Origin of the sequence: Prosthecobacter sp. (assembly GCF_029946185.1) — a bacterium.
Lineage (GTDB): Bacteria > Verrucomicrobiota > Verrucomicrobiia > Verrucomicrobiales > Verrucomicrobiaceae > Prosthecobacter.
In genome coordinates this window covers 1-18,337 of record NZ_JAQSEA010000240.1, presented here as the reverse complement: position 1 = coordinate 18,337, position 18,337 = coordinate 1, and the positions used below count along the sequence as shown (strand labels likewise).

General features: G+C 60.3%; 17 protein-coding genes and 1 tRNA gene. 7 read left to right on the top strand and 11 right to left on the bottom strand.

Features of this window, described 5'->3' with window-relative positions; genetic code table 11:
* Both PSV43_RS20045 and rsmD read right to left on the bottom strand, forming a co-directional pair.
* On the bottom strand, positions 1 to 842 hold an 842-nt coding region (locus PSV43_RS20045), incomplete at its 3' end, for a glycosyltransferase N-terminal domain-containing protein (RefSeq protein WP_300201716.1).
* Complete coding sequence (rsmD, locus tag PSV43_RS20040) at positions 823 to 1,404, bottom strand: 16S rRNA (guanine(966)-N(2))-methyltransferase RsmD (RefSeq protein WP_300201714.1); 582 nt, start codon at positions 1,402 to 1,404, stop codon at positions 823 to 825. The genes PSV43_RS20045 and rsmD, both read right to left, overlap by 20 nt.
* 299 nt (positions 1,405 to 1,703) lie before the next feature.
* Here rsmD and PSV43_RS20035 point away from each other — a divergent pair, with 299 nt between their 5' ends.
* Positions 1,704 to 2,267: a cupin domain-containing protein gene (locus PSV43_RS20035; protein ID WP_300201711.1), complete on the top strand. Its 564-nt coding sequence runs from the start codon at positions 1,704 to 1,706 to the stop codon at positions 2,265 to 2,267.
* 87 nt (positions 2,268 to 2,354) lie between these two features.
* On the opposite strand, the gene PSV43_RS20030 is transcribed toward PSV43_RS20035, so the two are convergent.
* Positions 2,355 to 3,488, bottom strand: coding sequence for a PQQ-binding-like beta-propeller repeat protein (locus PSV43_RS20030; protein WP_300201708.1), 1,134 nt, complete (start codon positions 3,486 to 3,488; stop codon positions 2,355 to 2,357).
* 51 nt (positions 3,489 to 3,539) lie between these two features.
* Between PSV43_RS20030 and PSV43_RS20025 the strand changes: the two genes are divergently transcribed.
* Positions 3,540 to 4,088 (top strand): hypothetical protein, encoded by a 549-nt coding sequence (locus PSV43_RS20025; protein WP_300201705.1) that lies wholly within the window; start codon positions 3,540 to 3,542, stop codon positions 4,086 to 4,088.
* A gap of 99 nt (positions 4,089 to 4,187) precedes the next feature.
* Here the strand turns inward: PSV43_RS20025 and PSV43_RS20020 are convergent, their stop codons facing one another.
* The gene (locus tag PSV43_RS20020; RefSeq protein ID WP_300201702.1) at positions 4,188 to 5,075 is read right to left on the bottom strand and encodes a peptidyl-prolyl cis-trans isomerase; all 888 of its coding nucleotides are present in this window, start codon (positions 5,073 to 5,075) and stop codon (positions 4,188 to 4,190) included.
* Positions 5,076 to 5,294: 219 nt separating this feature from the next.
* Between PSV43_RS20020 and PSV43_RS20015 the strand changes: the two genes are divergently transcribed.
* The 3 genes from PSV43_RS20015 to PSV43_RS20005 all read left to right on the top strand — a co-directional run bounded on the left by PSV43_RS20015 (position 5,295) and on the right by PSV43_RS20005 (position 8,898).
* The gene (locus PSV43_RS20015) at positions 5,295 to 6,179 is read left to right on the top strand and encodes a D-alanyl-D-alanine carboxypeptidase family protein (protein WP_300201699.1); all 885 of its coding nucleotides are present in this window, start codon (positions 5,295 to 5,297) and stop codon (positions 6,177 to 6,179) included.
* 70 nt (positions 6,180 to 6,249) lie between these two features.
* Positions 6,250 to 7,458, top strand: a complete 1,209-nt coding sequence (locus PSV43_RS20010; RefSeq protein WP_300201697.1) for a hypothetical protein — start codon at positions 6,250 to 6,252, stop codon at positions 7,456 to 7,458.
* A 105-nt stretch (positions 7,459 to 7,563) separates the two neighbouring features.
* On the top strand, positions 7,564 to 8,898 hold the full coding sequence (locus PSV43_RS20005; RefSeq protein ID WP_300201694.1) for a DUF1501 domain-containing protein: 1,335 nt from the start codon (positions 7,564 to 7,566) through the stop codon (positions 8,896 to 8,898).
* A gap of 108 nt (positions 8,899 to 9,006) precedes the next feature.
* On the opposite strand, the gene PSV43_RS20000 is transcribed toward PSV43_RS20005, so the two are convergent.
* Entirely contained in the window at positions 9,007 to 9,894 is an 888-nt protein-coding gene (locus PSV43_RS20000; RefSeq protein ID WP_300201691.1) for a prenyltransferase/squalene oxidase repeat-containing protein, read from the bottom strand.
* A 109-nt stretch (positions 9,895 to 10,003) separates the two neighbouring features.
* On the opposite strand from PSV43_RS20000, the gene PSV43_RS19995 reads away from it, so the two are divergent.
* A tRNA-Leu gene (locus PSV43_RS19995) sits at positions 10,004 to 10,088 on the top strand.
* 49 nt (positions 10,089 to 10,137) lie between these two features.
* Entirely contained in the window at positions 10,138 to 10,812 is a 675-nt protein-coding gene (locus PSV43_RS19990) for a ubiquinone/menaquinone biosynthesis methyltransferase (RefSeq protein WP_300201688.1), read from the top strand.
* Positions 10,813 to 10,882: 70 nt separating this feature from the next.
* Here PSV43_RS19990 and PSV43_RS19985 read toward each other — a convergent pair whose 3' ends face one another.
* The 6 genes from PSV43_RS19985 to PSV43_RS19960 form a co-directional block, all read right to left on the bottom strand.
* Entirely contained in the window at positions 10,883 to 12,388 is a 1,506-nt protein-coding gene (locus PSV43_RS19985; RefSeq protein ID WP_300201685.1) for an NAD(P)H-hydrate dehydratase, read from the bottom strand.
* A complete protein-coding gene (locus PSV43_RS19980; RefSeq protein ID WP_300201683.1) occupies positions 12,385 to 13,143 on the bottom strand; it encodes a hypothetical protein in 759 nt (252 codons plus the stop codon). The genes PSV43_RS19985 and PSV43_RS19980 overlap by 4 nt, the downstream gene beginning before the upstream one ends.
* Positions 13,144 to 13,212: 69 nt before the next feature.
* Complete coding sequence (gene folK / locus PSV43_RS19975; RefSeq protein WP_300201680.1) at positions 13,213 to 13,677, bottom strand: 2-amino-4-hydroxy-6-hydroxymethyldihydropteridine diphosphokinase; 465 nt, start codon at positions 13,675 to 13,677, stop codon at positions 13,213 to 13,215.
* A 104-nt stretch (positions 13,678 to 13,781) separates the two neighbouring features.
* Positions 13,782 to 14,321, bottom strand: a complete 540-nt coding sequence (locus PSV43_RS19970) for a hypothetical protein (RefSeq protein WP_300201677.1) — start codon at positions 14,319 to 14,321, stop codon at positions 13,782 to 13,784.
* 363 nt (positions 14,322 to 14,684) lie between these two features.
* The gene (gene dapB, locus PSV43_RS19965) at positions 14,685 to 15,422 is read right to left on the bottom strand and encodes a 4-hydroxy-tetrahydrodipicolinate reductase (RefSeq protein WP_300201675.1); all 738 of its coding nucleotides are present in this window, start codon (positions 15,420 to 15,422) and stop codon (positions 14,685 to 14,687) included.
* Positions 15,423 to 15,433: 11 nt separating this feature from the next.
* Entirely contained in the window at positions 15,434 to 18,283 is a 2,850-nt protein-coding gene (locus PSV43_RS19960; RefSeq protein WP_300201672.1) for a PD-(D/E)XK nuclease family protein, read from the bottom strand.
* Between the last annotated feature and the right edge of the window lie 54 nt (positions 18,284 to 18,337).

Here is an 18,337-nt window from a genome sequence, read left to right as displayed (position 1 = left end):
CGCACCTGTTCGCGCAGCCGAAGGAAGACGCGCCCGAGTTCGATTTCTTCGCCCGCATGCGTGCTCGCGGCAAGCAGCGTGGGCTGAGTTTCGGCAATTCCAGCCAGCGCTAGCACGACATGCAGTTCCTCGATTTTGATGGCAGGCACGACCGCACCTTCAGGATCATACTTGATGCTGCCCGTGAGGTGGATGCGCTCCGCATCAACCCCAAAGCCCTGCCAGCGCACCACGTCATCGGCCTCCTGCACCATCACCTGCTTCAGCATGCGAAAGATCGGCCCGGTGAACCAGCTATACTTGCGATAACGGCGCTCACTGCGCGGCGAGAGTCGTGCATTGACCAGCGAAATCGGAATGCCGAGACGTGAGGCGGAGGCCGTCAGGTTCGGCCACACTTCCGCCTCCACCAGCACCAGTTGCGTGGGCTGAATGCGCTCCAGCATCAGCCGACCAACGCCCGGCAGATCGAGGGGACTGTAAATCGCCACCACGCGCCCGGCGTGCTGCGCTGCCAGTTCTTCAGCGAGCGCATAGCCGGTGGGTGTCGTCGTGCTGAGCACGATGCCGAGATCGGCCTGCGTTTTGAGCAGCCGGGAGATGAGCTTCTTCGCCACCCCCACTTCACCCACGCTCACCGCATGCACCCAGAAGCGCTCGCGCTGGGGCAGGGCATTGATGGCGGCCTGCGTCTCACTGGGAAAAAAACCGATGCGCTGCGCCAGATCACGCCAGCGGCCATTGCGGCGGCGCATTTTGATGAAAGCACCGGGCAGCATCACGACGAGCCCCAGCGGCAGCGCCAGATTGTAGAGAGTGAGGCTAAGCGCTTTCGATGACATGCGGGATTTTACGCAGCCAGACGATGCGGGTGGAGCCGTAATTGCGGTCGGTCAGCACCTCCCAGCCGGGCCAGCTTTTCGTTTCGCGGTTGAAGTGGTGACTTTCCAGAATGAGGTGGCTCTCCGCATGCAGGAGCGTGGGCAGGGCCTCCATGGCGAGCAGTTGCGCCACGAAGTCCGTGTCCGCATCGCAGTGCGTGTACGGCGGATCAGCAAAGATGAGGTCGAACTGTTTGCCGTCGCGTTGCAGTAGGGGCAGCATGCCGAACACATCACCGTGGCGCACCGTGGCCCCCGTGAGGCGGGTCTTGGCGATGTTCTTGCGGATCACCTCGCAGGCCCCTTTGTTCTCATCCACAAACATCGCTGAAGCCGCGCCCCGGCTCAGGCATTCCAGGCCGATGGCTCCCGTGCCAGCAAACAAATCCAGCACATGCGCCCCCGGTACGAGTTCCCCGAGCATCGAGAACACAGCCTGCCTCACACGATCCTGTGTGGGGCGTGTGACGGTTTTCGGGACTTCGAGAGCGAGCCCTCCTGCACTGCCAGAAATGATACGCACCCAGTTCCTTTAGCGGTGGGTTGAGGGGATGCAAGAGGGATGCCTCGGAACGTGAAACGGGCCGCTCCCCCGCGGCCATTTTCCATTCCTTGATTTCGCTATGCTGAGTACTTGCATGGCATTGGGGGCGCAGCGCATGCCAGTATGGCAAACGGTGGTGCAAACTGGCGAATGGACTAGGCGCTATACGCGTACGCTTGCGCAGACGACTCCCGCCGCCGGTACCCAAGTCAGGTTTTCGCTACACGAGACATCTAGACAATAGAAAATATTGAAATTATATTTAGCTCCACAACAATATGGCAAAAACTCTCATCTCACCCTTTGGATTCAGCGAGAGCACTCCCAACTCCGCTGCTCATCGACTGAGCAGCAACACCCCGGTGATTCAGACGGGTTCTGTCCACCAGCAAGACTTGCAGTCCGCGCCCATCAATCCTGACTGGATTATCTCCGGTAATCCCATTGCCAAGGTCACGACACTGGCGGTGGCGGCGGATCAAACCCTTTCCTGCGCTGTTTGGGAGTGCCAGGCGGGCAAGTTCAAATGGGTTTTTGCGTTGGATGAGATTGTGCAGATCCTGGAAGGGGAAGTGGTGATCGAGGAGCAGACTCCGGGCCGCAAGGTCCACACGCTGCGCGCCGGCGACACGGCCATGTTTCAGGATGGAATGACCACCCTCTGGACGGTGCCCAAGTATGTGAAAAAGTTCGCCATTCACCGCACCATTCCGCGTTCCATTGTCTGGCGCGCCAAGCGCAAACTGCGTCACCTGATCGGTCTCGTGACAAGGGCCGGCCTGGGCTGCTACGGGGCCTTGGCCCACTTCGAGACGGCCGTGGAAACACTGAGCATGGCGTGATTCGGCAAGGGGCGCATCAGAGGTGTTCGAAATGCGTCGGGTTTTTGGCCTGCTTCAGAGGAATGGGGGGGGGGCGCGGCGGACTTGTCACTTCCCATTCTTAAACACATACAGCACCCCGTCATCCGCCCCAAACAAGACATAGTCCCCAGCGATAGCCGCTGACGTCTTCACCGGCGCACCGATTTCATTGTGCCAGACCTCTTTCCCGGTCTTCAAATCAAGCGCATAAATATAACCGTCATCGCAACCGAAGATGGCCACTTTCCCACCGCAGATGACGGCGCTGCTGTCGATGCGGTCACGAGCGCGGAATTCCCAAAGCTGCGCTCCAGTGACGCGGTCGATGGCGTGGAAGCGTTTGTCTCGGCCACCCACATACACGCCTTTGTCCCAGATGGCGGGTGCGGCGTAGTATTCGAATTCACGCTCGCCGTACTCCCAGACCTTCGTGCCGTCCGCGATGCGGTAGGCCCCCACGCGGTTGCCGTAGTGACTGACGTAGATGACGCCGTCGGCGATGGCGACGTTGTTGCCGATGTAGGCCCCCACTTCGATCTGCCGCTCTTCCTTGCCGGTCTTCACATCATGCACATGCAGCACGCTGTCGCAGCCGCCGAAGACGACCTTGCCATCACCCACGGCGGAGCCACCATTGATGTAGTAGCCGGTTTCAGCCGCCCACTCCTTCACGCCCGTCTTGGCATCGAGGCAGTAGATGGAGTAGTCGTAGCTGCCGATGATAATTTTCTGCGCCTTGGTATCGGGATTCGTCCACGCATTCGCAGCGGCGTGGATTTCGGCCTGCGTTTCAAATTTCCACACTTCCTTGCCGGTGTCAGCGTTCCAGGCATAGACAAAACCATCCTGACAACCCACCACAACGAGCTCGCCCGCAAACGCAGCCGCCCCGTCAAAGGCCCCCTTCGCCTCGGTTTTCCACACCTCTTTGCCGGTGACGAGATCGAGGCAGAAAAATTTGCCGTCTTTGCAGCCAGCATAGACCTTGCCACTTCGTACGACGGCACTGGAGACGAGCATCTCGGCCTGCCCCTTCGGCTTGTCCATGAGCTTGAACTGCCACGCAAGTTCAAGCGGGAACTTCAATTCCACGGGGGAAGTGCCCGTCATGGCCGCGTTGCCACGGGAGTCCGGCCAGTCCGCTGGCTGGGCATGCAAAAGGGCTGGCAGGAGGAGGCTGAGGAAAAGCGAGGCACGCATGAGTTTGGACTGTGAAACTGCCATAGTGTGCGCTTTGTTGCAAACAAGCCGATGTCTGATCACGATCTCCAACAGCCGCCGCCGATCCCACCTGACCTGCGGTGTGAGTATGAGGAGCGTCCGTTTCAGAACTGCACGCGCTGCGGCGAGTCCCTGCCAGACTTCCCCGGCGGCTTCCAAATCTCCAAGGCCTACAAGCGCGGTGAATGCGTCATGGAGTATGCGCTGTGCGATCACTGCCGCACGCAGATGATGGAGGAGTTCTCCCAGGAGTCGAAACAGCGTCTAGGGCAGTTTCAAGACGAGCAGGTCACACTGGAGCGCGGTCTGGAATCGTGCGCAGTTTGCAGTGCGCGGCGTGATGAGGCGGGCATGGAGGACTTCGTCATCACCGGCGTGTGCGAGGGCCTCTCCCTGCTGCACAGCGTGATGATCTGCGGCAAGTGCGGCGACACCGTGCAGGGCTTCATCTCGCAAAAAACACGCGACACCTGGCGGCGCTTTGTGGACGACAATTTCCCCGGCCCACCGCCCATGGATTCGCTGCCAGAACCCGTGACTGATTACCGCACCCCCGTGCCGGTCATGTCGAAGATGTAAAGTTCGAGACGAGCGAAAAGGGCAGGGGCGCAGTCATACCCCTTCCGCCAACTTGAAACTTCTAACCTTAAACTTTTAACTTTCTGCGGAACGCCCGTCTTAGTGCCCGCAGTTCTCTCCTTCGGGATCTGTGTCTTCGACCTTCGCGGTGGCCTTGAGTTCTTCGAGGAAGGCGTTGAACTTTTTGTCGCGATACTCTTCGAGGAAACGAGTTTTTACGTCCTCCTTCACTTCAGCAAACGGACGCGCCACGGACGGGCGGCGACCGGTGACGGTGCAGACATGAAAGCCGAGCTGGGTGTTGAATACCGGGCTGATCTCGCCCTCGCCCATGGAGAAGGCGATGGTTTCGAACTCTTCCATGAATTCGCCGCGCTTGAACCAGCCGAGGTCAATCTGCTGCTGCTCGCCGGAGCGATGCTCCTCCGCTAGTTTGGCGAAGTCAGCCCCGGCGAGGAGCTCGGAGCGGATATCGCGCATCGCCTGATAGACTTCCTGGCGGCTGGTCGCGCCTTGGAGGCTTTTGGTGATGTGGGAGGCCTGGATCTCCTCCTCGGTCATGTAGCTCTTCAGATTGGCTTCGTAGCAGGCGCGCAGGTCGGCCTCGGTCGGCTCCGGCTCAGGGGCGTAGATTTCCTGCAGCGTTTTGTCCAGACGGACACCGCCTGCCACGTTTTCGCGGACGAGGGCCTCGTCTTTGACCTGCATGCCGATGTTCATGTAGAACTGTGTTTCACCACCGGCCTCGTCGATGAGCTTGGTCAGGCGTGCGGTGATGTCTTCCTCAGCGACTTCGGCGTGGCGGCGGCGGCTTTCCTGTCCGAGGAGGGCTCGGGAGGTGAGGTTGTCCTTGGCGATGCCGCGAAATTCAGGATCACGCTCACAGCAGGCCACCTGGAGGGTGCGTTCGTAGTGACCTTTGATGTGGCGGAATTCCGCCTCAATGATTTCGTCGTCGATCTGTTCGCCGTTGATGATAAGTGCCATATGGGCCGAACATGGAGCGCCGGGCGGAGGGCGCAAGGTTTGACAACAAAGACCGGGTGGCCTAGATGCAGCGCGCCACCTTTTTTTAGTCCCGCTTGAAAACTGCGAGCCGGTTTGGCGTTGCTTCACGATGCATACTTCATAATGATGAGATTGATCCACCTTTTGATGACAGGAGCGGCCGCTGGGCTGCTGGCGAGTTGTGCAGACCAGGGAGTGGTGCGTGCCATCCCCGTCGCCCCGAATTCCCAGCACATGTATGCCCAGGGAGACAGTGCGCAGATCATGACCGTGATGCTGCCTGAGCGGACCATGCTTGTGGCGACCTCAGGCCCCGCCATCCGTGCCTCCTCCTACTTGCTGCTGGATGCGCGCACCGGGCAGCATCTTGCAGGTCGCAGTTTTGAAACGGCACGCGGCGTCGCCAGCACGCAGAAACTGGTGACCGCCCTGGTGGTGCTGGACGCGGGAAATCTCGACAAAATGGTGCGCGTTCAGTCCTCCGATGTGGCCGTGGAGCCCACACGGCTGGGCATCAAGCCGGGGGAGGTGTACTCGCGGCGTGAGCTGCTCTATGCCTTTCTGGTGAAAAGCGCGAATGATGTGGCCAATGCACTGGCGCGTGACAACGCAGGAAGCATCAGTGCTTTTACGGCCAAAATGAACGCCAAGGCGCGTGAGCTGGGCTGCTCCAACTCAAACTTCAAAAACCCGCATGGACTCACCGCCGGTGGGCAGTACTCCACCGCACGTGACATGGCACGGGTGGCGATGGCAGCGTATCGCAATACTGTGATTCGTGATGTGGTGCGGCGGAAGTATTTCAGCTTCCGGCGTGCGGATGGGCGTGTGATCACGCTCACGAACACCAATGAACTTCTCGGCGTCATGTCAGAGTGCAACGGCATGAAAACCGGCTACACCGTGGCCAGCGGGCGCTGTTTGATCTCCACGGCCGCAAGCGGCGGGCGTGAGGTCATCCTCGTGCAGCTTGGCACCAAGACGAAGTACATCTGGGAGGACGCCCGCATCATGATGGGCTGGGGCTTGAAGCGGCTGCGTTCCGGCGGCGCCCTGACTGCAGATACGTGGATGGGAAATTGAGCAACCACAGGTTGCGGCAGTTCATTCCAGCCGCCAGAGTGTTTTACCCTTCATTAACGTCCAGCCACGAATGCCGGCCACCACCCTCGTCTGTCCCCACTGCGAAAAAACTGTCGAAATTCAGGTTTCCTCAGTGACGCGCTCACGCCCCTGTCCTGAGTGTGGGCAGATGGTGATGCTGCAGATGGCGGAGAAGACCACCAAGACGAAGCGCCGTGCTCTGCTGATGACGCAGAATGAGCCGGTCAGCACACCCTCACCGACTCCGGCGGTTGTTGTTTCGCATGAGCCTCAGGCACTCCCTGGGGACGCCTTTGATCGCATGCGCATGGATCCCGAGATCCAGCGGTTTCGGCGGCGGTTGTTGATTGGAGCGATTGCCGTGGGCGTTATCGTGGTCTTGATGGTGATCTTGAGTCTGCTGCCATCACCGGCGCAGAAAGAGAAGCCGCTTGCTTCCGAGTCGGACAAAGCAGGGGATTCATCTACGCAGAGTGGAGGGGAAATGGTGCATCCGCCAGAGACCTCGCTGACGCAGGCTGAAGAGCCGCGGCCCCAGGTGAATTCGGGCAATCTAGTGTTTCGCCCACCCGGCAGCGGCGACCTCAAAACCGCCAGCGTGATGCCAATAATCACAGGCGGTGATCTGGCGAAGCTGGCAGCTGCGGAGGAAGTTTTGGGCAAGTTTCTGGAAACTCCCAGTTGGAAACAGCGCATCCTGCTGGTGCGTGATCGCCTGCGTGTGGCCCCGCTGATGAGCATCTACTATTCAAAAAATGCCGATGGTCCGCTGGCGTTTGATTCCATCGTCGAGGCGAAGGAGACCTCCCCCAAGTTCACTCAGCACGTGGTGGTGTTTGAGGGGGGCGGCCGGCGCGTTGCCACCGTGGAGCACTCTGTGGCAGGGCCGCGTGTGGACTGGGAGTCATTCGTGGGTGCTGGGGAGATGGGCTGGTCGGATTTTCTCGAATTGAAGCAGGCTTCACCCACCCTCTTTCGGGTGCTCGTTTCACCAGCGGGACATTTTGAAAATCAGTTTGGAGATCCCTCCAAACTCCAGTGTTACAGCCTGCGCAACATTTCCGAGCCAGGGGCCAAAGTGGTCTATGGCTATGCCGAGAAGGGCGGGCCGATCGCGAAGTCGCTGGATTACCAATTGCAGTTAAGCGAGGACGCCACCGTGCCGATGACGCTGCGGCTCAAATTCCCCCCGGATGCCCCTGTGGATTTTCAGGTGTGGATCAGTCAGATGGTGCAAGCTGGCTGGGTGACCCCATGATGCCTTGAAATCACGAGTTGCATCATTTTTTGCAAGAGATGCAAGAAGCTCCGGGCAGGCCCGTAATCCCTCACGACTCCTGCAACAATCCCCCCCTCTCTCCTTATGAAAATGCATTCTCTCTGCCAAGGCAATCACCTTGATCTGCGCACCGGTGCCAGCCGTCGTGATTTCCTCTACGTTGGCATGCTTGGCGGCCTCGGCCTCACGCTGCCTGAGATGATGCGCTTGCAGGCCGCTCAGGTCATTCCTGAAGTGGAAACGATCAAGCCCCTCGCTGACTCGATCATTCACATCTATCTTCCGGGTGGCATGGCACAGCATGAGTCCTGGGATCCGAAGCCCTTTGCCTCGCCTGACTATCGCGGCCCCTTCACCCCGATCAAGACTTCCATCCCCGGCGAATACGTCGGTGAGAAGTTCACGAACATCGCCAAGATCATGAACAAGCTCACCGTCATCCGCTCGATGACCCACGGTGAAGCCGCTCATGAGCGTGGCACGCACAACATGTTTACCGGCTACCGTCCAAGCCCGGCGATCAAGTTCCCCAGCTTCGGGTCCGTCATTTCCCACGAACAGGGCAGCCGCAACAATCTGCCTCCTTATGTCGTGGTGCCAAACATGGTCGCTCCTGATCAGGGCACTGGCTACATGAGCAGCGCCTTCGGCCCCTTTGCCCTCGGCAGCGACCCTGCTGACAAAAATTTCACCGTCCGTGACCTGCTCACCCCGAAAGGCGTGGACGAAAAGCGCTTTGACCGCCGCCGCAACCTGCTCGGCACCGTGGACGAACATTTCAAGAACGTGGAAAAAGCTGACTCCATCAGCGCCATGGACAGCTTCTACCAAGCCGCTTACGGCCTCATCAGCAGCAAGCAGGCCCGTGAAGCATTCGATCTCACCAAGGAAACCGACAAGCTCCGTGACGAATACGGCCGCAATACCGCCGGTCAGCGCTTCCTGCTGGCCCGTCGCCTCGTCGAGTCCGGTGTGCGCATGGTGTCCGTCAACTACGGCGGCTGGGATCACCACTCCAACATCAAGACTGCCTTTGATGGTCAGGCTCCGAACTTCGATCAGGCCTTTGCCCGCCTCATCACCGACCTTTCAGATCGCGGCATGCTCAAGCGCACGCTCGTCATGGTCAGCTCCGAATTCGGCCGCACACCCAAGATCAACGGCACCAATGGTCGTGACCACTGGCCACGCGTCTTCTCCGTCGCCATGGCTGGCGGTGGCATGAAAGAAGGCTACATCCACGGCGCGTCTGACGCGCTTGGTGGCGAGCCCGACCGCGATGCCGTGGGCCCAGAAGACCTTGCCAAGACCATGTATCGCCTCCTCGGCATCAACAGCGAGAAGCGCATCATGGCCGACGGTGGCCGCCCCATCGACATCGTCAACGGTGGTCGAGTCCTCACGGAAGCCCTCGCGTAATTCGACGCCCCAGCAAATCATTCAGAGAGCCCGGACAGCAATGTCCGGGTTTTTTGTTTTCAAAAACAATCCTCCTTTTCATCATGCCCCTCCTCCCTTGTTTGGGGGTCAGAGCGACAGATGCCCCAGCGCCAGCATACCATAGTACGTGTACTCGCAGTCCAGCATGTCATCCGTCCAGTTCCCATGAAAGCCGCCCGTCGCATTCCACAATGAATCCACAAAGTCGAGGCAGGGTTCCTTGATCCTTGAAAAATCCGCCTGCACCGCATCCAGCGCATGCAAGGCCACCGCAGTCGAAAGCAAGTCGGGCAGGGGTGCTGCAGGCAGCGCTAAAAATCCACCGGCGGGCAGGCATTGGCGCAGCAGCCAGTCCACCGCTTCAGCAGGCGGGGCCATGTCCATATGCCGGTGCAGGGCCACCATCGCCGCCGTGGCCGTCGTGGAGCCCACGGGAATATTAGGCTCGTTGGACCACGCGCCATCCTTCGTGCGCAGCCCGCCCATGCATTCCACCAGTCGCCAAGGCTCGGGTGGGATGCCGCCGAGGTCCTGATAGGCCCCCCAGGCGAGCAGACAGCCATAGGCGCTGCCCTTCGCCCGCTTCGGGGCCTGATGGTAGCCACCGTCCGGACAACGAAAGGCCTCAATGCGCGCCGCCAGCGCCTCACGCGCTGCATCGGGGAAATCCGCTAGGCCCGCATTCGCCCAGCAGCGCGCCAGACAGCACAGATGCACAAAGTCCTGCCGCTCCCCATCGCCAAACTGCTTCAGCCATGGCCGCACATCGGGAATCGTGGAGGCATCCACCGACAGCGCCTGCAGACCTTCCAGGCCAAACACGGTGTAGTAGAGGTCTGGTTTGTCGTTGCGATCTAGGAAGCCGCCGTCAGGGGACACGCGTGAACGCAGGAAAGACTCCACCAACTCCGCTGACTCACCGAGGAGTTTGGGCGCCAGCCGGGCCACTTGCAGCATCTCAAGACGAAAGGACATGCCATGCGCCTAACCCGAAGCCCGCCATGTCGCCAGAAGAAAGTCATTTTCTCGCTTGAGTATTCTTTGGCATGGTCAAGACTCTCGACCCGGTTAACCCGACTCCTTTGCTCACGTGGCGGAATTGGTAGACGCGCTAGATTCAGGTTCTAGTAAGTAACATTGTGCTGGTTCGAGTCCAGTCGTGAGCACCATCCAGCGGCAACAGTGCCGCCTCGGGTAACCGGTTAAACAAAAAGTCACATGCAAGACGCAGGATTCGTGAGGCAGGCATTTGCGGGAATCGCATCGCGGTATGTGCTGGCGAACCACGTCCTCAGTCTTGGCATCGACTGCCTCTGGCGCCGCACCACCGCCCGGCGCATCGCTGAACTCAAGCCTCAGCGCGTTCTCGATCTCGCCACCGGCAGTGGGGATCTCGCCCAGGCCATCCAGTCCGCCTGTCCGCAGGCCAAAGTGCTCGGTGCCGATTTCTCCGTCCCCATGATGCGCGAGGCGCAGAAGCGTCAAATAAGGAGCCTCATTGCCGCAGATGGACTCGCACTGCCCTTTCAGGACGGCGTCTTCGATGTGCTCACCGTCGCCTTCGGGCTGCGCAACATGGCCTCCTGGCCCGCCGCCCTGACGGAAATGAACCGTGTCCTGCGTCCCGGCGGGCGCTTGTTCGTGCTCGATTTTTCCATCCCGCGCATACCCGGCATCCGCCAGTTGTACCTCTTCTATCTCAAGCAGATCATGACCCGCATCGCTGGCTGGATCACCGGCAAGCGCGAAGCCTACGTTTACCTCTGCGGCTCCATCGAACGCTTCCCCTCAGGCCGCGACATGGAGTCCCTCATCTGCGCCAACGGTTTCAGCAGCGCCACCTCCCGTCAGCTCACCCTCGGCATCGCATCGCTCTATGAAGCGGTGAAGTAGCAGGACAGAGTTACAGGTTTAAAGTTGGCCGGAGGCATCTCTCCACCTTAAACTTTAAACCTGTAACTCCTCAGAAGCTGCCTTCCTTCAAATCCCGCATCGCACCCCCCAGATGCGCCGTGACATCACTGGCTCCCACGGCTTCCATCGCCGTGCTCTCCTGAATGACAAAGCGCTCCGCAGCACGCCCACACACCCAAGCGCCAAGACCGGCGGCCTGATGCAGCGTGATATGCTGCGCAGCGAAGGTGGCGCACACACCGGATAAAACATCTCCCATGCCACCGCTGGCCATGCCGGGGTGTCCCGTGGTGTTGAAAAGTGTCGGCTGACCGTGTGTGGTGATCACCGTGCGCGTGCCTTTGAGCAGCAGCGTACGCCCCGGGGTGGCCGCTGTGAATGATTCAGCGAGCTTGCGGCGGCCCATGCCATGCCAGCCGGGAAAATTGCGCAGCAGTCGGTCCATCTCGCCGGGATGCGGAGTCATGAGGCGCGGCAGTTTGCCCATGGCATCCATCACCTCAGGGTGCTGCGCCAGCATCGTCAGCGCATCCGCATCCACGATGGTGGGAGACTTGCTTCGCTTGAGCACTTCAAGGACTTCCTTCTCATGCGCAAAGCCCAGCCCCGGCCCGATGGCCAGCGCATCGAAACGCATCTCCAGTACATCGCGATAATCGTCAATGACCTTCACCATCACCTCAGCAGGCAGACGCGCAGCGATGTGCGGATACACCTCCTCCTTCACCAGCAATGTGACGAGTCCCGCACCGGCGCGAATAGCACCACGGCAGGCCAGTTCCGCCGCACCGAGAAATCCCGGTGAGCCTGCTAAAATGCCCACGCGCCCCGCATCGCCCTTGTGCATGTCATTGGCGCGTCGTGGCAGCCATGTGCGCAGCAGCCTTGGGGTGAGTACTTCCACCTGGGCATCGCCAACCGACTGCGACAAAGCTGACAGAGGCACCCGTGCGATGCGCCCCACGTAATGATCCGCCCCATCTTCAAGCAGCCCCGCTTTGATCTGCGCCACCACGGCGGTCACATCGGCTTCCACCGCATCTTCGCAGGCATCGCCATGATCCCCGTCGAGACCGGAGGGGATGTCCATCGCAATCGTCAGTGCATGCCGCTGCCTGCGCAGTGTATTCATTTCGAACGCCAGCTTCTGCAACTCCGGCCTCATCGCTCCCTGCGCACCGATGCCGAGCAACCCATCGAGACTGACGATCGGCCCCGCTGGAAAATCAAACGTGGTGGCATCCTCCAGGAGTCGAATATGACTGCCCAGCACGCCCAGATGCGCACGCGGCAGCGCCTTCATCCCGGCAGGTTCGCCACTCAGTCGTGCGTACAATTTCCAACCCTCCGCGACCAGTTCACGCGCCGCGACGAGCGCATCTCCCGCATTGTTCCCTTTGCCGAGAAACAGCACCAGCGATCCCGCCCGCGGCGCAAACTGGCGCACCACATTCGCGATGCCACGTCCCGCCTCCTCCATCAATGCCGCCGCACTCACGCCGCGTGCAAAAGCGGCCTCCTCGCACTCCTGCATTTGGCGGCAGGTGACGATCATGGGATTTCCGCTGCTTCAAGCAGCATGGCTTTGAGTTGATGCGCCGACTGCACCGTTTCCTGCGTCGTCTTTGTGGCAGGCAGAGACAAAACTCGCGTGCCTTTGGCCGTCGTGTCCAGAGCGCGGGAGATGCCTTCAATGCTCGCAACTTCGGGTCCGTCGAGCACCAGCAGATGCATCAAACGCTCACCATCGCGCAGCAGCCCTTCCTTCAGATTCCTCAGTGCTTCCGGTGTGTCAGGGATGAAGGCGAAGCGCAATGATCGAACCACTTTTTCACCCGTGAGTTCATGTGCCACAGACAAGGATTCAGCGATGGCCTGCGCCGTGCTTTCAATCTGATCCGCCTGGCCTCCGTAGAGTGACAAAACCATCACGATTTCCAGCGGCCGTTTGGCACCCGTCAGCTCTGCGTCGATGAGCGACTGCTCGGCACCAAAGCGCCTGCGTCTGACCTCATAGCCCATGTTCTCCGCGCCCATGGTGGATTCAAGATAGCCCGGGATGCTCAGGTCTCGGTCTGCCTTTCCCAATGCTGTGCGCACGATGCCCGCATACCGTTCGATGCCCTCCGGGCTGATCTGCCGCCGCAGCGCCATGGCATACTTGAACGAGCGATCCGCCGCCTGGTCCTTCTTCCATTGCCAGATGCCAAACGAAGCGATCCCCAGCAGAATCGTGCCGACAGGCAGCATGACGAGCGCGAAACGAATCCAGCGTCCAGGATCAGCAGAGGTAGGTTGGGCTTCAGTCATGGGACCTCACTCCATAGCAAGATTCCGCTCGTTGCCACGCGGAATCCGCGAACACAGGCAATGCCCACATCACTCCAAGCCCGCCAGCAGTTCGGCAACCGACACCTGCTGCCCCGGCAGCACCAGCTCAGGCCGAATATCCGCCAGCGGTTCCAGTACAAAGCGCCGCAGATGCATGCGCGGATGCGGCAGCGTCAGCACCGGATCATCGCTCACCACATCATCCGCATACAGCAGATCAAGATCGAGCGTGCGCGGTGAATTTCGCTCCCTCTCCTCCGGCCGCCCCAGCGCCAGTTCAATGGCCTTGAGATGCCCATGCAACTCCTGCGGCAAACACTCCGCCTCCACCTCAATCACCGTATTTAAAAACGCCTGCGTTCCCGGCGCGCAATCCACCGGCTCTGTCTCATACACCTTGCCACTCGCCGTGAGCCGGATGCCAGGCACGCATGACAGCAGCAGATCAATGCCTCTCTGAATATTCTCAGAGCGATCACCGAGATTGGAGCCGAGAGCGATGCCGAAATTCATGAGTGGGACGGTAGTTTGCAGTTGGTGAGGATAGTTGACCCTTGTCTTCAACCCCTCGCTAACAACCGTCAACCACAGTCAACGATTGTTCAGCCATCGTAACCTCAGATTCTGCGCGGAGAGGTGGAAACGGTGCGAACTGCGGTAACGTTATGGCCGGCGGCAAGAGTGTCAGCGATGAACTGTAAAAAGCCGCCTGCAGGCCGGCAGGGGATGACATCGAAGGGAATGAGATCGTCCTCAAAGCGGACGAGGTTTTTCGCATGTGCATCGAAGACACCGAGATTGTCCTCCGCGCGGTAGTAGCCGCAGGCAGTGACTTTTTCAAAACCCTGCGCAGCAAACCAGACATCGATCTCCGCGAGAGTTACGGGCACGATGTCGAAGCGTGGCTGAGAGGTGACAATGGCGAGATCGTCACCCTGATCTAGAATGCCCTCCAATCGGTTGAGTCCAGCAACGAGTTCGTTTTGCAACTGCAGTCGTTCCAGATACTCAATGGGCGAAGCTTCCCAGAGATGAAACCGCCTAGCCTCCATGTCGGAGGACACCAAGGCTAGATCGATACCGGGAGAGAGGCCGAAGATGCCGTCACGAGTGACTTTAAAGACACGTTCTCCTTCACGAAACCAATCGTGCTCCATACCGCCGCGCTCCAATCGAGGCAGAAGCGTGGCTGCTTCTAACAGCAGACCCAGACTTCTCGCCCATTCACGCAAACCTTCTTTCTGCCGGGTGAGAGAGGGCGGCCCAGATGAGCCGCTACCTGCTGCCGAAATTCCTCTGAGGTGATCGAGCGCCGCGCAGACAAGATCCGCTCCATCTGCTCTTGAGTGAGCAGCGGCTTCACAGGCGGCTGGCTGGTTTGAATCGGGAACATCGGCGGGCATACGGAAGGTAAACGAAGACTCGGCACGAGGAAAGGGCAGAATTAAAGGCCGTTCGCCGCATCTTAGAAACAACCGTCAACCACAGACAACGACCGTTCAGCCATCGTAAACTCCGCCTCACTTCAGTCCCAGCACATCCTGCATGTCATAGAGCCCCGCAGGTTTCCCCGCCAGCCACTGGGCGGCACGCACCGAGCCGGTGGCAAAGGTGTCGCGACTGCTGGCCTTGTGCGTGAGTTCGACGCGCTCGCCGACGTTGGAAAAAATCACGGTATGGTCGCCCACGACATCGCCGCCACGGATGGCGTGTACGCCGATCTCCTTCGGGGTGCGGGCACCCACATCGCCAAAGCGGCCATGCTTGCAGTCCTTGTCATACTCAAGACCCCGCACATCCGCGAGGATCTCGACCAGCGTACGCGCAGTGCCGCTGGGGGAATCCTTCTTCATGCGGTGATGCATCTCGACCACTTCGAGATCGAAGTCCGGCCCAAGCAATTCCGTGGCCTTGCGCGTCAGCCAGAACAAGGTGTTCACACCGATGCTGTAATTCGAGGCGAAGACGATCGGCAGGGCCTTGGCGGCTTCGCGAATATGGGCCAGTTCCTCATTGGTGTGGCCGGTGGTGCCAATGACCAGTCTCTTTCCCTGCTTGAGGCATTCACCCAGCAGTTCATCACAGAAAAGGTGGGAGGAGAAGTCGATCACGACGTCAGCCTTGGCGAGCGCAGGGGCCAAGGCATCGCCCACGTCAACGGTGGATGCGACGGTGATGTTTTGAGCCTCGGCGGCACGAATGATCGCCTGGCCCATGCGGCCTTGGCTGCCAGTGATGAGGAGTTTGATGTCGGACATAATCAGCCGGTTTAATAAACGGGCAGCCCTAATGATGCAAGAGGCGGCTGCACACTGTGCAGTGGATCATTCAGCAGAATCTCATCGAAGTCGCCATTGGGCGAGCGCTGGGCCGGTGGCCAGAACTGGCCGCTGCGGATGCGCTGCACCGCCTCGGCGGCACAGCCTAGCGCAGAGTCGATCAAGGCTGCATCAAAACCCTCCCACGGCAGGATGGCCGTATCCTGAATGCTTTTGGGCAGGGTGAAGTACGCCACGCTGCTGATAGCCTGACCACGCTGCTGCAAGGCGGCTGCGTAGAGCGGCAGTTGCAGATCCAGCCACAGTCCGCGCTTGCCATCGGGCAGGTCAAAGCACTTCCATTCATCTGCTTCAGTCAGCTTGGTGCGGGACGTGATCACTTTGACATGCCCCTCCTGCGGCGGGCGCGGTTTGTCGGAGCTTTTGAAATCGACGATGCGCAGGGTGCCATCCACATGACGCTCCACCCGGTCAATGCGGCCTCTCAAACGTGCCTCGGCAATGAGGAAAGGCATGACATCATTCTCGTCGCCGACTTTCAGTTCGGCGTCCACACACCACCAGCCCTCCTGCCGGTTCCTGGCTTCCACGTCCGCTGCCTTCCGCAGTCGCTGCAAAATGCTTTCGAGCTGCAGCGTGATCAGCGGCGCAGGGCGATGGCCATAAATATGACGCACCTGCTCACGCGCAGCGGCCTCAAGGCAGGCCGCTATTTGTGCGGGATGCGTGCAGTCGCGCATACTGGCCTCCAGATGGAGACGATGAAAGGCATGATGAATGAGATTGCCAAACTCAGCCGCATCCAGTTCACGTTTGCCAGTCTCGATGGCCCCCATGTTTTTCGTGCAGCTCAAGTAGTAGCGAAACGGGCAGTTCAGGTACTCACGCAAACGTGAAGGCGAGATGGTCTCCAGCGTCTTCGCATTCCAGTCCGGCTGCAACTTCCACGCCAGCGTGCGCGGTGGCTCCGTGGTGGCGGGCTGGTCTTCCTCCTTCGGAAACAGATGTGCCACGCGCTGAGGTAGCTCCACGTCATCACACAAAAACAGCAGCCGGGAGGGACGCAGCGCATCGCCACCCTCGCTCCACTGCCCGCAGAGCAGACTCAGACGCCCACGTTCATCGAGCCGTTGGTTCGCCAGCGCGGCGAGAATGAAGGCATCACGCGCAAAGCGGGTGTTTTGGCAGGGCAGTCCCAGCGCCTTGCGCAGGCTGTCCGGGAGAAACGGATGGCTGATAAAAATACCGGGCACATGCTCTTCATTGAGACCCGTGACGATGAGGTTGGGCGCTTTCTCCCACAGCAGTTCAAGCCACCCTTGCAGCACCAGATCAATGTCGCCACGCGGTTCGGAGAGGCGGCTTTGGGCCAGGCAATCAAGAGACAATGCGAAGGCGTCCTCTGCTTGTGGCTGCAAACCGAAACGCTGCGCCTCCACTTCCAGCTCTTCACTGACACGCAGCCACTCGGTGGCTAGTTCCGTGCGTTCGCGGTCGCCCGGCGCTTCGGGATTAAATTCCTGTGCGCCCAGCAGTTTCAGGATGAGAGTACGCGCCGCTTGGGCCGGCGTGAGCCGCCGCAGCGAATCAAGCAATTCAAGCGTGCGCTCGACGGCAGGCCGCAGGGCAGGGGAATCGACAAGCGGAAGCTCCAACGCATGCGCCAGCGTCACCGGCAGATGCTCACTGGCAAAGTCATCCGCCTCGCGCAGCAGTGCGGCGGTGCTCTTGCTGTCAGGGATGACGGCGTCACGAAACTCTTCGATACGCAGCAGCGCGGCAAAGGCTCGCCACGCACCTGATCCAAGCAGCAGTCGGAAGCAGTCGAGCACATGCCACAAACCCTCACGCTGCACGGGAATGCCGCCGGGTTCAAAACTGCGCGCTTCTTCCAGCGTGAGCTTTTCCAGCAGCAGGCTGCCGACTTCCGCATCGCACACGCCCAGCGCCGTGCGGCCCGTCGGCACCAGCTCGCGCATGAGATTGAGCGTCAGCGCCGCCTGCGTGGCAGGATCACGCGCCACGTGGATCTGCTGATTTTGAAACGACAGACTGCTGCCCGCGTCTTCTCCCCAGCATTCCGGCAGCGGACGCCCGCACGCATCAAAGGTATGCGCCAGCGACTGCGGGGCCTGAATCGCGATCACCACCTGCAAGCCGCGCTTGGCGCAGCCAGCGATCCAGTCATCCAGCAACGGCGGCAAATCCGGCGAAGCGAGCACGACGATGCGCTGCACGCCCTCCGGCAGTGCCGGATCACGCGCATACCCACGCTTGAGCACCTGCGCGTCAGCGACTTTCGCCTGCGCCAGCTCAGCGAAGTACGCACGCTCGATCTTCGCCAGGTCCTGCCAGCGTGCAGCCTCGCGCTGCGCAGCGGGATGGTCAGCCGTATCAGCAAAAGTGAGCCCCCCCGTGCCGAGCAGCATTTTGAGTTCCGTCAGCATGCGCGCAGTCTCTGCCTGCCAGCCCCAGCCCGTTGCTTCTGGCGGGTGGGGAAACAGCGCCGTGAGCGAGTCGAGCGGCACGCGTTCGAGCGCACGCTGCCACGCCATCTGCGACTGCACCGCAGTGGCGGCTTCAAAGCGGCGTGTCTGCGGCAGCAGCGCCTGCTCCGGCAGCCATAGATGCGGCACGATGGCCGCAGTCCCCGTCTCATTCGTCACCACCGCCAGCGCCTCACGCAGCCGCCGTCCGGCTTCTCCGTTTGGCACTAGCAGCAGCGTGTTGCTGAGATCCAGCGCCCGCGCAGAATCCCAGTCGCGGCAGAGCAATGCCACCGCTTGATCCAACACCGGTGCTTCCCATCCCCAGAACAGCCGCTGAATCGCGTCACTCATACGCGCTCCAGTTTCTGGATGATGTCCTTCACGATCTGCTCGGGCGTCTGATCA

Excerpts from the sequence above, each read along its gene's own strand:
- PSV43_RS19980 (WP_300201683.1), bottom strand. The coding sequence starts at position 13,143 with ATGACTGAAGCCCAACCTACCTCTGCTGATCCTGGACGCTGGATTCGT.
- PSV43_RS19960 (WP_300201672.1), bottom strand. The coding sequence starts at position 18,283 with ATGAGTGACGCGATTCAGCGGCTGTTCTGGGGATGGGAAGCACCGGTG.
- PSV43_RS20025 (WP_300201705.1), top strand. The coding sequence starts at position 3,540 with ATGTCTGATCACGATCTCCAACAGCCGCCGCCGATCCCACCTGACCTG.
- PSV43_RS19970 (WP_300201677.1), bottom strand. The coding sequence starts at position 14,321 with ATGGAGCACGATTGGTTTCGTGAAGGAGAACGTGTCTTTAAAGTCACT.
- dapB (WP_300201675.1), bottom strand. The coding sequence starts at position 15,422 with ATGTCCGACATCAAACTCCTCATCACTGGCAGCCAAGGCCGCATGGGC.
- PSV43_RS20035 (WP_300201711.1), top strand. The coding sequence starts at position 1,704 with ATGGCAAAAACTCTCATCTCACCCTTTGGATTCAGCGAGAGCACTCCC.
- PSV43_RS20005 (WP_300201694.1), top strand. The coding sequence starts at position 7,564 with ATGAAAATGCATTCTCTCTGCCAAGGCAATCACCTTGATCTGCGCACC.
- PSV43_RS19985 (WP_300201685.1), bottom strand. The coding sequence starts at position 12,388 with ATGATCGTCACCTGCCGCCAAATGCAGGAGTGCGAGGAGGCCGCTTTT.
- folK (WP_300201680.1), bottom strand. The coding sequence starts at position 13,677 with ATGAATTTCGGCATCGCTCTCGGCTCCAATCTCGGTGATCGCTCTGAG.
- PSV43_RS20010 (WP_300201697.1), top strand. The coding sequence starts at position 6,250 with ATGCCGGCCACCACCCTCGTCTGTCCCCACTGCGAAAAAACTGTCGAA.
- PSV43_RS20000 (WP_300201691.1), bottom strand. The coding sequence starts at position 9,894 with ATGTCCTTTCGTCTTGAGATGCTGCAAGTGGCCCGGCTGGCGCCCAAA.
- PSV43_RS20030 (WP_300201708.1), bottom strand. The coding sequence starts at position 3,488 with ATGCGTGCCTCGCTTTTCCTCAGCCTCCTCCTGCCAGCCCTTTTGCAT.
- PSV43_RS19990 (WP_300201688.1), top strand. The coding sequence starts at position 10,138 with ATGCAAGACGCAGGATTCGTGAGGCAGGCATTTGCGGGAATCGCATCG.
- PSV43_RS20020 (WP_300201702.1), bottom strand. The coding sequence starts at position 5,075 with ATGGCACTTATCATCAACGGCGAACAGATCGACGACGAAATCATTGAG.